The 11,959-nt window shown below is 62.2% G+C and carries 17 protein-coding genes; 11 read left to right on the top strand and 6 right to left on the bottom strand.

Features of this window, described 5'->3' with window-relative positions:
- Positions 1-231: 231 nt before the first annotated feature.
- Positions 232-570, top strand: a complete 339-nt coding sequence (locus tag BN948_RS24835; RefSeq protein ID WP_035624652.1) for a hypothetical protein — start codon at positions 232-234, stop codon at positions 568-570.
- Between the two features lie 240 nt (positions 571-810).
- On the top strand, positions 811-945 hold the full coding sequence (locus BN948_RS27525; protein ID WP_272945559.1) for a hypothetical protein: 135 nt from the start codon (positions 811-813) through the stop codon (positions 943-945).
- 97 nt (positions 946-1,042) lie between these two features.
- Here the strand turns inward: BN948_RS27525 and BN948_RS24830 are convergent, their stop codons facing one another.
- Positions 1,043-1,375, bottom strand: coding sequence for a hypothetical protein (locus BN948_RS24830; protein WP_138820343.1), 333 nt, complete (start codon positions 1,373-1,375; stop codon positions 1,043-1,045).
- A 54-nt stretch (positions 1,376-1,429) separates the two neighbouring features.
- Positions 1,430-1,627 (bottom strand): hypothetical protein, encoded by a 198-nt coding sequence (locus BN948_RS26860; protein WP_138820345.1) that lies wholly within the window; start codon positions 1,625-1,627, stop codon positions 1,430-1,432.
- Between the two features lie 76 nt (positions 1,628-1,703).
- Between BN948_RS26860 and BN948_RS24825 the strand changes: the two genes are divergently transcribed.
- The 3 genes from BN948_RS24825 (at position 1,704) to BN948_RS24810 (ending at position 4,532) form a co-directional block, all read left to right on the top strand.
- Positions 1,704-1,982, top strand: a complete 279-nt coding sequence (locus tag BN948_RS24825; RefSeq protein WP_138820347.1) for a hypothetical protein — start codon at positions 1,704-1,706, stop codon at positions 1,980-1,982.
- A gap of 111 nt (positions 1,983-2,093) precedes the next feature.
- Positions 2,094-2,675, top strand: coding sequence for a hypothetical protein (locus BN948_RS24820; RefSeq protein WP_035624643.1), 582 nt, complete (start codon positions 2,094-2,096; stop codon positions 2,673-2,675).
- A 1,053-nt stretch (positions 2,676-3,728) separates the two neighbouring features.
- Positions 3,729-4,532: a hypothetical protein gene (locus BN948_RS24810; RefSeq protein WP_035624637.1), complete on the top strand. Its 804-nt coding sequence runs from the start codon at positions 3,729-3,731 to the stop codon at positions 4,530-4,532.
- 131 nt (positions 4,533-4,663) lie between these two features.
- On the opposite strand, the gene BN948_RS26855 is transcribed toward BN948_RS24810, so the two are convergent.
- From BN948_RS26855 to BN948_RS24790, 4 genes are all read right to left on the bottom strand, one after another.
- Entirely contained in the window at positions 4,664-4,843 is a 180-nt protein-coding gene (locus BN948_RS26855) for a hypothetical protein (protein ID WP_009515042.1), read from the bottom strand.
- A gap of 306 nt (positions 4,844-5,149) precedes the next feature.
- Complete coding sequence (locus BN948_RS24800) at positions 5,150-6,490, bottom strand: type II toxin-antitoxin system HipA family toxin (protein WP_009515044.1); 1,341 nt, start codon at positions 6,488-6,490, stop codon at positions 5,150-5,152.
- A gap of 5 nt (positions 6,491-6,495) precedes the next feature.
- A complete protein-coding gene (locus tag BN948_RS24795) occupies positions 6,496-6,810 on the bottom strand; it encodes a helix-turn-helix domain-containing protein (protein ID WP_009515046.1) in 315 nt (104 codons plus the stop codon).
- A 328-nt stretch (positions 6,811-7,138) separates the two neighbouring features.
- Entirely contained in the window at positions 7,139-7,333 is a 195-nt protein-coding gene (locus BN948_RS24790) for a hypothetical protein (RefSeq protein WP_035624630.1), read from the bottom strand.
- A 2-nt stretch (positions 7,334-7,335) separates the two neighbouring features.
- Here BN948_RS24790 and BN948_RS27425 point away from each other — a divergent pair, with 2 nt between their 5' ends.
- The 6 genes from BN948_RS27425 to BN948_RS24760 all read left to right on the top strand — a co-directional run bounded on the left by BN948_RS27425 (position 7,336) and on the right by BN948_RS24760 (position 11,900).
- Positions 7,336-8,208 (top strand): deazapurine DNA modification protein DpdA family protein, encoded by an 873-nt coding sequence (locus tag BN948_RS27425; protein WP_138820349.1) that lies wholly within the window; start codon positions 7,336-7,338, stop codon positions 8,206-8,208.
- Positions 8,209-8,465: 257 nt separating this feature from the next.
- Positions 8,466-9,395: a hypothetical protein gene (locus BN948_RS24780; RefSeq protein WP_238327263.1), complete on the top strand. Its 930-nt coding sequence runs from the start codon at positions 8,466-8,468 to the stop codon at positions 9,393-9,395.
- A gap of 521 nt (positions 9,396-9,916) precedes the next feature.
- Positions 9,917-10,231 carry a hypothetical protein gene (locus BN948_RS24775; RefSeq protein WP_156037855.1) on the top strand — a complete coding sequence of 105 codons (315 nt, stop codon included), beginning with the start codon at positions 9,917-9,919 and terminating at the stop codon, positions 10,229-10,231.
- 38 nt (positions 10,232-10,269) lie between these two features.
- Entirely contained in the window at positions 10,270-10,860 is a 591-nt protein-coding gene (locus tag BN948_RS24770) for a hypothetical protein (protein WP_035624624.1), read from the top strand.
- A gap of 147 nt (positions 10,861-11,007) precedes the next feature.
- Entirely contained in the window at positions 11,008-11,448 is a 441-nt protein-coding gene (locus BN948_RS24765; protein WP_162182758.1) for a helix-turn-helix domain-containing protein, read from the top strand.
- A 95-nt stretch (positions 11,449-11,543) separates the two neighbouring features.
- Entirely contained in the window at positions 11,544-11,900 is a 357-nt protein-coding gene (locus tag BN948_RS24760; RefSeq protein WP_035624618.1) for a hypothetical protein, read from the top strand.
- Positions 11,901-11,959 lie beyond the last annotated feature (59 nt).

Here is an 11,959-nt window from a genome sequence, read left to right as displayed (position 1 = left end):
CGTAGCCCGGCTACACCCCAACAGGTGGGGTCAATATTGGATGGAAAACCGGGGTCAGGATTGCGTTGAAATCAACAAACGGGGCGCAACGCGCCTATTGGCACAGCGCGCGGGAAACCGATGCGCTAGCCTGAGCGACGCCAGCGAAGAACAATGGCCAGGCACTGACTCCTGAGACAATGCATTGGCGCATTCCGACATTGATCCCGAATGGAACGTAGCGCAAACTCAATGAGCATGAAAAACCACCCAGAAGGCTCTCTTTGGCGCTCGATCGCGCCCGTTGCCATTCTTCCCGCTCTGTTCGGGCTTGCGGTTTTGCTCCTTCATGCGCCCAGCGGATCCGTTGGAACCGGCGACAGTGTGCCTCTGTCGCTAATCGACAACGCGTACTTCGAATGCCAACTATCGAACGTCGCAGTCCTGCCCGCGCTTGGCGCGTTGCTGTTTCTTGTCTGCATCCCGCTCACGTTCTTCGTGTTCTCGTATGCGATGTTCAAGCTGCTCACTGTGGTGTTGCAGCTTCACCAGGCGTGTTTTTCGGCAGAAGAGGATTTGCCCCCTCGCTGAGTGACGAATCAGCTTTGGGGAACCGTCAGAGGCCTGCCAGTCCCATTGGGTCGGCGGGCCTCTTGCATGGGGTGGCACAACCAGATGGACGATTCGCTCCCGAAGCTGCTGCGGTCGCGGAACTCGATTGCCACGTCTCGCAGGTCGTTCACCAGCTTGGCGATTTTGTGATCTTTCATTCGCCCACCGGTTGCATGTGACGAGGAAGATCCGGCCCGCCCGGCCCTGGCCATCGACACCATGCCCGAAGGCCTGGCGGTGCATGAGCAGGCCCGCCACCTGCGCGCTGACCATACGCTGCGCGACGGCTACGAGGGCGAGCTGCGCGCCGCGCTCGAAGCCTGCAAGACCACGGGCACCCGCGCTCCGCCCTGAACCAGTTGTCTCCTCGGACGGTGGCGGCGCCACACGTTGCCATTGCACTCCGGCCGATTCGCCCCCAATGGCTTTGGCTGGTGGGGGTTTTTCGCTTTCAGCGAGGTGCGCTGTATACGCGGACGGGACCGGCGCCGCGATAGATCTCGGCGCCGGTGGGGATGAAGAACACCAGCCACAGGTCATCCTGCTGCTCCACACGGTAGTCGTCTGGCGAGAACGGCACGGACCATTCGTGGGTGCCAAAGTTGAACCAGTACCTGGTGCGCCTCGGCGTCCAGATGATGGTCCTGGGGTTGCCGGCGCGGCCATGCCGTATGGCCTCGATACAAAGCGCCTGCTGCCTCTCGTAGCGCTCGATTGCCTTCGGGTTCATAGCCTCACGTTGGCGAGGTTCCAGATCGGGAGGCAGGGTGTCCAGCCAGTCCATGGGGCTTACTTCCCAGTCGTCCTCCTCTTCAGGCCCGTTTGCCATCCCGATCTCCTAGAACGGCGCCGGCGAGCGCACAACCACGGCAGGGCCAGGCCCACGGTACACCTCCTGTCCAGTGGCCACCACTCGCACCACCCAGACATCCGGCGTGGGACGGCTCACCGCGTAGGCTTCAGGCGCCAGGGGCAGGCGGCGCTCCTCGAGCATGGTGGGAGGTGCCCCCGGCTTGCGCAACAGGGTCGGGTTCATGGCTGTATTCTGGCGCCCATGCGCAAACGGTGCCCATAGAGCCAACATTCGGAAGCGCGGCGACGAGACGATGCTGGTGGCGCGCCTGCTGGGGGACAACAAGCTCGAGGCGCTCCCACCCCTGATGCGCGCCGAGGTCACGGCCGTCAGCGAGCACGGCATCGCGATCCGTGGCATCCAGGCGCACGGCCGAGGTGGCCTGAAAGCCCGCGTGACGTGGGCGCCTCAGACCTGGTGGGCCTTCATCCTCACCGAGCACGCCATCGATCGCTACGAAAGCGAGAACCCCCTGGAAGCACTGTGCGATGAGCGCGACGCGATCACGTCAATCGGCCGCTTCCCCAGACGCCGCTGAGCATGCAAGGTTCTGTAGCCCGGGTGACAAATTCCTTTCCCGCCCGGGCGGCGAGTGGTGGTCGTGACGTCACACTACCGTCGTAGGAACAGCCACAGGCGAGGATTGAACATGACGCAGGCACCACCGTTGATCGATGCTCACTCCGACGTGGCCGGCGGCTACCGCTTCTCGGGCGTCGTCTACCGCGGGGAGGCCTGGAACCTGTCTCACCTCGATCCATTCGCCTTTCGAGCGGCCTTGAGCGAGACCTTGATGGTCGACGTGGTGGTGTTGTTCTCGTGCCACTGCTTCACCCATGGGCTCGATCATGAAGACCGCGACGACATCCCGAAGGACGAGTGGTTCATGGAGGGAAACGTCCGACGCGTCCTCGACCCCGAGCGCTACGAGCTGTCTCGCCGGCACCTGCCCACGCTGATCCAGCAGCTCCACGAACGGCACATCAAGGTGCTGGGCGGCAGCACGCAGAACTTCCTTACGTTCGAGACTGTCGACCGCGAGGGAAAGGCGGCCTGCTACTCGGTCTTCTTCGAGGTGCGCAAGGACGCGGCGCGCAAGAAGCGCATCATCCTGCGTGTGCAGAGCGCATACCTGCTCGACGAACTGACCCAACGTCAACGCAATGCGCGCAAGGTCAACTTGAATGTGCTGCTCAAGGCGGTGTACGACGGCCGGACAATCAGAGCCTGAAAAGACAACAGCCACCCGAAGGTGGCTGCCGCATGCGGGGCTCTCTTTACACCCACTCCAGGTGGGATCCACTCGCGTGGACGGCAGCAGCCCCGTATTTCCCGCTGGTAAGAGCTGCGTCTTGGACGTGATGGTCTCACGGGCGCCCGGGCGAGTCAACCAAATGTGGAATTTCGCCCTTGCCAGTCCTGACAAACGCGGTGGCTTCCCAGGAGAATTCAGAACCAAAACCCCAAAAATCGGCTTGCACATTTGTCAGGGTTTCTAGATTGTTCCCCAGTAAATTCAAGCACTTACGATCTTTTTGCCACCCTCATGGGGTCGATGGGGCGGCGCGCCTTGCGAGCTACGGCTTGGAGCCGAGCAGGCCTAGCAGTGTCTGGCGCCTTTGTTCTTCCAGCCGTTTCCACCCGCTGGTCGTTCCACGCCAAACATCCCCCGTCTCCAAGTCAACGGCGAGCCACTTCGCAGGGCATTTCGTGTCCAGCTTCAACTCCTGGGGTACCGCGAGTTCCGCGACTGTCGACCCATCAATGAGCGTCCTGCCATGTCCGACCTTCGCCCAATGCTGATGGCCCTCGCGACGAATCTTGCCTGCGGCCGCCGCCTCCCGTAGTACACGGTCGCTTATCGCGTCAGCCCTCTCCCGGCTTCTGGGAGAGGTCATCGGATAGATCCGCTCCGACAGATCAGAGCGGCGAAAGCGCTTCTCGCAAAAAACCTCGACGACTTGACGTAGCGCGTGTCGGTGCTTCTCGGTGATGACGAGTGTGTTTTTTGCCATTGGCCTGATGTTGGGGGGTTGAATGGGCGATGCGGCATGAACGCGCTTGCATCGAGTCTACGGTCGCTCGCAGAAACATCAAGCCAGCGCGATGCCGTGGTGCTCCGTGAGCCACATCGCTTGCGCACGCGGCGCCAGCGCAGAACAATGGCCAGGCACTGACCCCTGAGTCAACCGCGTCGGCGCCTGCCGACATTGACCCCAACCCCACCGGGAAACCACTTCCCGGGCGGGAAGATGGTTTGCCCGATCCCACAGCGGAGCAAATCGTGAACGCCACCCCTACCAACCCCGTGCAACTCGTCGACGGCCTCGGCCTCAACCTCGAGCAGCGCCTCTACGTCATCGCCAACGCCGCCGGCGGCTTTAGCTGCTTTGGCTTCGACAACTGCTTTGCCGAAGTCAAGCACTTGGCCTGCCTCATGAAGCTGCCCGAGCCCGACGCTTCCATGCTCGGCACGCGCGAGTGCTACGCGCTACACCGCTCCCTCGTAGGGCAGTACGCCAGCCACCAAGTTTCCAAAAAGACCTGGTACCGACCCGGAACGCCGGCCAAGGTCGCCAAGATCCTGGAAGCAGCGCGCGCGAGCTATGAGGACTTCCGCGAGCAAGGCACGATGCTGCGTCTGTTCTACGGCTGCACCGAAACCGACCGCGACTATTGCGAGCGGTTCAGCACCGTGGGCTTTGTCTCCCGCAGCATGGGCCCGATGCGCGTGCCCCTGCTCATCGAGCCGTTGCTGGACGATGAACGCAACATCACGACCGGCTCGTTCGGCGATGCGATCAACACCGCCGGCATCGTGCGCATCGTCGACGTACGCCGTGCCCAGGAGGTCTACCGCGCCAACAACTACGTGCTGCCGCAGTTTCGCCTCGGCGAGGCCAGCGGCTCCGTCAAGTCCGCGCGCGTGGCCGTGCTGCGCACCGACCAGGGCGAGCCCGACGTGCAGGCTTACTTCGACACCGAGGAGCAGGCCGCCCAATGGATCGCCTTCATGCAGGGCTTTCGCGTGCACCAGGAGTTCCGCACGGCTCGCGAGGCGCGTGAAGAACTGGAACCAACCAACTGAGCCTTGAGGGGCTGAAAAGGCACCCCGCAAGGCCTGCAACTCGAAACGAAAAGCCCCCCGCAGAGCGATCTGCAGGGGGCTTTTCATTTGGATCTGTCAGTCGGACGTGATGGACACCAAGGCGGAGGGTGTCAATGTGCTGTGCCGGCTGCAGGCAGTTGTACAAGTTCGCGCGCGGCGTGCGCCAGGGTCTCAACGTCTTGACCGTACTCCTGGCGGCAAAACAACTGTGCGCTGTCGAAATCCAGGGCGTGCCAGTCGTAGAAGGCTTCCCGTCCTGTCCCGGGCTCGCCGTTGTCGTGTGTGACCATGAGCAGGAATTCAGTGTCTCGAGGCAGAGGGGACGGCTCATCTGCGTCCGTGTCGATGAGAAGTGCTATCCCAGAGACATCCGGCTGCGGTACGTACTTTTGCCAAAGGTCCATTGGGATGCACCCGCTTGGCGCCCAGGGTGCGCTCTGACAGACCACTTCAAAGCCCCGGCCCGATTCCCGAAATTCAGACGGGAGCCACACCAGGCGCAGTTTCACTGATATTTCACGCTTCATGGACCACCGAGTCTATGCCCGCTGCGTGCGACTTGTATTTGTGCTTCTCCGACGCCAGGGAAGTGGGGCTCAAAACACCCGGTCGCGCTCGCCCATCTGCCGCTCGATCTCATCGCGCTCAATTGGATCCACCTGCGCTTCATCGGCGAACTCAACCCATCGGCTGACCGCTCTGCGTACATCCTCCACCGCAGCAGCCAGGTCTGCGAGGAGACCGAATCGATCTGCCACCACCCGCACATCGGCGAGAGTGATGCGGTCAAACTTGCCATTGATGGACATCTGATGCTGGCTCACCCAGTCGCTATCGACACGGTAGGCATGCGTGATGTCGTACGCCGGGGCAAGCTCCCACTGCTCCCCCTGTCGCAGCAGGAAGGAGAAGTTCTTGGTGTGATCGTCATTGTTGACGGCCAGCACGTTGAAGATCATTCGGCGCAGCAGTTGCACCATGGCCTTGCGATCAAGCTTGAGTGCCTGGGCGGTCTGCAGCAACTGGTTGTAGCTGTGCGTGCCAACCAGCTTGTAGTCCAGGTGTGCCATTGCGCACAGGGTCTGCATGTGCAGCCGCTCATTGCCCTCGCGGTCAAATCGCTTGGTCATGAAGTGCGCGCGGCCGTTTTCTCGAAGCAGCCGGCATGGCGACATGTCGATGTTTGCGGCATCGGCCATCAGATAGTAGGCGTACTCGATGCGTCCGTAGCTCTTGGACGGGCCCAGCTCGTTGTCCACGCCCATCCCGTCAAACTTGAGCAGCCAGGCCTCAAACCCGTCTGGGATATCGAACTGACCTGTGCGAACCTCGTCTGTGATCGGGTTCCAGGCGATGGTCGCCTTCGCACGCGCGCCACCCGCGGAGGTGCCTACCTGGATGATCTGCTTGAGGGCGGTGATGGCGTGGTCGTCACCATCGAAGTCACCTTGCACCGCCTTTCGGGCCGACTCGACCAGCTTGCCCATCTCGATCACCGTGGGCTTGCTCGCTGGTGGGCCACGCAACGGCCCGAAAGTGAGAGCGCCCATGCCGCGCTTTCCCATGTAGGCCAGGCGATCGAGCGCGCTCACCATGCCCTTGCTCAAGCCTCGCTCGGCCATCCAGGCATCGATGAGGGCATTGCCGAAGTCGTCGGGCAGCGCATCGGCCAGCATCGCCGGCAAGCGCTTGTAGGTCGCCTCGGGGAGATCCGTGAACAGGAAGGGCTCGCTGGCCTGTTCAAGCGGCATCCGCAGCGGCGCCAACTCAATGCCTCGCTTGACCCAGGAAGGGTCGTAGCTGAATGCGTAGTAGTTCTTCGTGGGCTCCAGAGCAACCGCGCCAACCAGTTTGCCCCAGGCGCGGACCTCGACCGCGCGCACGGGGCTGTAGGGGCTCTTGCGTGTGGGCTTGGATTTCGGTTTGGTTGTGGCCATGGGTTTCAGTTCTTGCGGTTGACGCCGTGGGGCTTGCTCGCGCGTTGGCGCTGCTCGACTTGGCGCAGCATGTCTAGCGGGTTGATGGTCACGGGCGGTTTGAGAGTGGCCAGCCAATCCGCGCGCCCCAGTACCCTGAGCACCGAGACGAATGAGCCCAACGTCGCGCCCTCGCCTAGTTCCAGGCGGCGCACCACGTTGATTGAAACGCCTGCGTCCTTGGCCACGTCCTCCAGCGTGAGGTTCATGCGCAGCCGTTGGGAGCGCAGTTGCTCTCCCAGTTCGAGAAGGAGTTCGTCGGTGGTATGAGTTGACTGCATAACAATCCGATATTGACAAATTATCACGAAAAAACGCGGATAACTATCCGAAATCGGATTATAAGCAGCAGCGATCGCGGCACAAGCACCACTGCAATAACTATCCGAAATCAGCTAACAATCGTCAGAATGAGCATACAAATATCCAATATCAGGCTCTTATGAGACAACTGAACGAGACGACGGGCGAAGTAAACCCGAAAACTCTGCGCCTGGACCCACAGATCACGGGCAACGTGGGCCTGTACTACTGCTGCTACCGCCTCTCGCTGATGGGCTGGAACGTCATGCCGACAGCGCGCAACGCCCGCGGCGTGGACGTGATCGCCTACGACCAAGGCGCCAGCCGCATGATCAGCATCCAGGTGAAGGCACTCAGTGCTCGCGCAGCCGTGCCGTTGGGCAGCTCGCTGGACAAGGTCATGGGCCAGTACTGGGTGATCCTCAATCGGGTGGCCACCGCGCCCACCGCCTTCATCCTGGAGCCGACCGAGGTCAAGTCGCTGGCCAAGTGCAACGTCAAGGATGGCCGCGCACGCCTTCAATCAGGAATACCCGGTGATGGTCTCTGCCAACGCCTTCTGGTCGAAACAGCAGCAGGCCTTCCGGTTTCCCGAAGCCACCGACCTCAGCGAGACCGACTTCGCCATGGACAGCGCCGGCTTCGTCGCCATGAAGATGTGGAAAAACCACGGCCGACAGCAAGGCCTGGGCGGCATCTTCCCCTGGTCGTACGCGCAATACATCGAGTTCGCCACCGCGTCAGGAGCTTCCTGGTGGAGCCAACCTGATTGCTGCGTCGAGCCCGAGATCACGCAAAGCGAGGAGGAGATCGACTTTCGCATCCGTGCCACGGCCACCTTCCTTGAGGGCGTGCTGCGCATCCTCTACGAGTGGCAGAACGAGCTTGCCAAGACCTCCAGCGAGCGCGTGGTTGCCAACATGCTGCCGCCGCCAGTCCCAGTCATCCAGGGCTGGAGCGTGCAGCACTACGAGCGCAGCCTGGAACTGATGCAACAAGTCTGGTCGCGTTGGCAACCCTGGCTGGCACCGCCCGCCCTCATCGGCGTCGGTTCAGTGTGTCGCAGGCCCCTGAAGCACACCACACACGGCTTGTACGCGATCCTCGATCGCCTAAAAGGTCAGCTTCCGACCGGCAGCCGCTTGCACCTCTTCGGGGTCAAGGGTGAGGCGTTGAGCGAACTGGGTGACCAGAGATGGGTCGCATCTGCGGACTCGATGGCCTACGACTTTGGCGCGCGCCTAAAGGCTCACCACGCCGGCATCTCCAACTCCATGCTGCACCGCTGCAGTGAGATGGACCGCTGGATGAGCGCTGCCCTGCAGCGCATCGAGAGCAGGGTTGCAAACCAGCCCGGCATGCTGCTTGCGGCATGAGGCTCAAAACAACGCCAACGCAAGGAAAGGGCGACCCGAAACGGTCGCCCATTTTTTTTGTGCGCACGGCAAATGGGTAGCTGAGCGACATCACTTGCAGCAAGGCGGCGCGCTGCCTACCATCGGCGACGAACTGGCACCATGCCATTTGCAGCAACCGCCGGAGACGGCGCCGCGCTGACAGACACCAACTCATTCAACCCAAGCGGGGCCAGCTCCCGCGCGGGGTGTGGCCCATTCACATGGAGTTCCACACAATGAACCAACCCAAGACCACGAAACCCGGCATGGCCGGCAGCGTGATCAGCTTTCCCGAGCGAGGCCCGTGGGGCGAAAGCAAGTGGCGGGGCAACGCCTCTGGCCACGTCTACCGATCCCTTTTCGAGCAGCTGCGCCCGCAGGTGTTTATCGATCCAATGGTCGGCAGCGGTACCAGCGTCGAGGTTGCGTGCGATATGGGCATCGAGGCATATGGCCTGGACCTGCACCAAGGCTTCAATGCCGTCTCGATGGACATCCTCTGCCACGTGGGCAAACACGCGGACTTGTGCATCTCACATCCGCCCTACGGCGGCATGATCAAGTACAGCGGCCCCGGCGGCATGTGGGGAAGCGAGCCAGACCCTGGCGATCTCAGCCACTGCGCCGACGACGCCGAGTTCCACGAGAAGATGCAGATGGTGTTGCTCAACCAGCGCCGCGCCACGCGCCCCGGGGGCTACTACGGCACGCTCATCGGCGACTGGCGACGCAACGGGATCTACACCTCCTATCAGGCCGAGATCATCGCGCGCATGCCCGCCAACGAACTGGCCGCCGTCATCATCAAGACCCAGCACAACTGCGTCTCCGACGCGAAGAGCTACGGCGCGATGAAGCTGCCGCGAATCCTGCACGAGTACTTGCTGATCTGGGAGAAGCGCAGCGTCTCGGCCGTCGTGTTGCTCTCGACCATGGTCAAGGAACAGGCCACCCGCGTGAGCGGTACCTGGAAGAACATCGTGCGCTGTGTCCTGCAAGGGCTGGGCGGGCGAGCGACCCTGGACAGGCTGTATGCGGCCATCGCCGCGGCAGCACCCGAACGGCTCGCCACGAACCCGCACTGGCGTGACAAGGTGCGACAGACCCTTCAGCTTCACACGGACATCTTTCGCAATGAGGCGCGCGGCCTGTGGTCCATGGCCTGAACCACTGGCGCCGAAGTGACGACACAAATCGCCCGAGACCCGGGCGACTACTCACAGCCCCTGACCGCGATGGTCGGGGGCTTCTTCTTTTTTTCCAAGCCAAAAGCGAGGAGTGCCAAGCCGCAGCCTTGCGATTGGTGGCTAAGAACCTCGGGACAACCTGCTTCTAGAACTCCTCAAGAATCTTGCGGTGTTGCCTCGATGAGCATTCAGCTTGCTCCGCACGCGCTGCAGTGACGATCTTCATGGCGGCCACTTCGGAAACCGTCGCCGAGAAGGTCTCCACCCGCGTTGCCACGCCGGTTGTGGACCACATCACTGGCGCGCCAGCCGCCGACCACTCAGAATCGTTGTCACCACGGCACTTGTGCCATGTAGGCGAGACGCTCAGGCCTCCTCGCCAGTGACCCTACCGGTTACCCCCAGCCCCTGCAGGTGGACCTTCCCCGGCAGGGGACAGGTGCATCTGCGGTTCAACCTCACTGCCTCGAAAGAGGCGTTTCAAGGAAACCAAGATGCATTTGACGACCACCGAGCCTTTGACGGTCACCAACCTCGTCTCCCGCAAAGCCTACAGCCTGCTGCCGGTTCGCCTGGCCTGCGGCGCGCCGAGCAAGCACCCCGATGTCTGGCGCAAGTTCATCAAACTTGGCGGGCGCGTGCTGCCAATCTCCAATGACGACACCGAACGAGTGCGCATGTACATGCGCCAACACGGCACAGAGGCCGTCACGCCTGACGGCGCCATTGCCTTCACGTTGAACGGTGAGTTTCTGGCCGAGTGCGTTCCCGAGGCCTGCGGCCAGCCCGAAGGCGTTGCCGTCGCCCTCACCTGAACGCTCCTGACACCACGAGCACCAACCCCATCCCAACCATGACCATCAAACAAGACATCCGAATCCAGCGCCGACTGCTTGTCACCTTCGTGCCGCAGGCCTGGATCAACGACATGGCGATCCCCATCGGCAAGCCCGAGCTCAAGGATGCGACCACCCACCTGCTGCAACTTTCACTGGCCGAGATTCACGGACTCAAGGACAAAGACGCGAGCAGCGACGAGTTCGTGGATGCCATCGCCTGGGCTCACTACGGCCCATACGAGGTCCAGGCCGTCGAAGCGGTGAAGTACTACTTCGCCGTGCAGGACCTGCGAGAGATCACGCAGGAGATGCTCGATGAGGCTCGCCTCGGACTGCTGAGCGAGCAAGCGCAGGTGCAGCACCAAACGCATCCCGAGTCCGCTTTGGAGCACTGGATCGTCACCTATGGTGAGGGCGCTCTGATGTTCTCCTGCCAAGCAGAGGGAATCGGGCACGCCATCGAGCAGTGCGAGAACGCCAACCCAGGTGAAACCGTGCTCGGCGCCTTCCTGGTGCCGAGCACCAGCGACCACGCCAACGCAATGGCCGCGAACCTCCAGCGCGCCAACAACGCGATCACAGCCGGCGAACTCACGCCGGTCTGATGCCGATCGCAAAGCACCTTGCACAAGCCCCGCGGCCTCACAGCCCGGGGCTTTTTCTATGGATCGCCACAGCAGCTGGCCCCCTCTAGAATGAGGCGGTGTTCACCGAAACGAAGGCATGAGGCAATGACGTCGTTCGCAGAATCCATGAAGCGCGAAATCGCGCGAGTCGCGCGCAAAGAGACCAAGGGCGAGATCTCCGCGCTGCGCAAGGCGAGCGCCGCGTACCGCAGCGACATCGCCGCCCTGAAAAAACTCGTCAAGGCGCAGGACACGCTCTTGCGCCAGATCGTTCGGCTGGTCAACAGCGCCAACGACGCCAACAGCGCCGCCCCCAATCAGCCCACACAACGCGCGCCGCGTGCGCAGCGCGCTGCAGCGGGGAAGTTCGACCACCAAGCCTTTGTCGCCCATCGACGCCGGCTGGGCCTCACCCAGGCACAGATGGCCAAGCTGGTGGGCGTCTCCTCGCTGTCGATCTACAAGTGGGAAACCGGCAGTGTGCAGCCGCGCCAGGCCCAGCGACAGAACATCCAGGAGGCCCTCAAGCTGGGCAAGCGCCAGGCGCTTGCCATCGCCAAGGGCTGAGCGCGCGAAGCGCAGCGCCAAGCCAGCCTTCGAGGTTGATCGGGCTCGTTGCGCCGGAAGACTGTGAGCGAACTGGTCCCAAACTGGGGACCAGTATGAATGCAGACACCCAAGCCCTCGTCCCGGTGGCCATCGTGCCGGTCTACGGAGTCATCCGCCTGACCAATCGCCCCCCTCAGGATCACCTGCTCACCGAGCACGAGCTGAGCCTTCGACGCGACACCTATCAGCTCAACGGCGAAGAATTGCTGGCGGTACTGGCAGGCGCCAAAGCGCAGTCCCTGCTGCAGCGCTGGCGCGAAGGGGCGAGCGATGCGCAAACCTGGGTTGAAATCGACAGATTGCTTCGCGAACAGGATCTAGACCTGACCACGCTCAAGAACGAGCGTCAACAGCGCATGCGGGTCTTCGAGAAGCAGCGCGAGGCGGTCAGCGTGTTGATTTCCACGTAAATCTGACCCCTCTGAGCTGAGTTTTTTCATCCAACTTTGACCCCTTGAGTAAGGTCTTC

This window comes from Hydrogenophaga intermedia (assembly GCF_000723405.1).
Taxonomy (GTDB): Bacteria; Pseudomonadota; Gammaproteobacteria; order Burkholderiales; family Burkholderiaceae_C; genus Hydrogenophaga; species Hydrogenophaga intermedia.
The sequence above is the reverse complement of the archived record's forward strand: the minus strand, read 5'-3'. Positions and strand labels throughout refer to the sequence as shown.

Bases quoted from the DNA above. Each gene is read 5' to 3' on its own strand.
- BN948_RS24835 (WP_035624652.1), top strand. From the start codon at position 232: ATGAGCATGAAAAACCACCCAGAAGGCTCTCTTTGGCGCTCGATCGCG.
- BN948_RS27525 (WP_272945559.1), top strand. From the start codon at position 811: ATGCCCGAAGGCCTGGCGGTGCATGAGCAGGCCCGCCACCTGCGCGCT.
- BN948_RS24830 (WP_138820343.1), bottom strand. From the start codon at position 1,375: ATGGACTGGCTGGACACCCTGCCTCCCGATCTGGAACCTCGCCAACGT.
- BN948_RS26860 (WP_138820345.1), bottom strand. From the start codon at position 1,627: ATGAACCCGACCCTGTTGCGCAAGCCGGGGGCACCTCCCACCATGCTC.
- BN948_RS24820 (WP_035624643.1), top strand. From the start codon at position 2,094: ATGACGCAGGCACCACCGTTGATCGATGCTCACTCCGACGTGGCCGGC.
- BN948_RS26855 (WP_009515042.1), bottom strand. From the start codon at position 4,843: ATGGTCACACACGACAACGGCGAGCCCGGGACAGGACGGGAAGCCTTC.
- BN948_RS24800 (WP_009515044.1), bottom strand. From the start codon at position 6,490: ATGGCCACAACCAAACCGAAATCCAAGCCCACACGCAAGAGCCCCTAC.
- BN948_RS24795 (WP_009515046.1), bottom strand. From the start codon at position 6,810: ATGCAGTCAACTCATACCACCGACGAACTCCTTCTCGAACTGGGAGAG.
- BN948_RS27425 (WP_138820349.1), top strand. From the start codon at position 7,336: ATGGCCGCGCACGCCTTCAATCAGGAATACCCGGTGATGGTCTCTGCC.
- BN948_RS24780 (WP_238327263.1), top strand. From the start codon at position 8,466: ATGAACCAACCCAAGACCACGAAACCCGGCATGGCCGGCAGCGTGATC.
- BN948_RS24770 (WP_035624624.1), top strand. From the start codon at position 10,270: ATGACCATCAAACAAGACATCCGAATCCAGCGCCGACTGCTTGTCACC.
- BN948_RS24765 (WP_162182758.1), top strand. From the start codon at position 11,008: ATGAAGCGCGAAATCGCGCGAGTCGCGCGCAAAGAGACCAAGGGCGAG.
- BN948_RS24760 (WP_035624618.1), top strand. From the start codon at position 11,544: ATGAATGCAGACACCCAAGCCCTCGTCCCGGTGGCCATCGTGCCGGTC.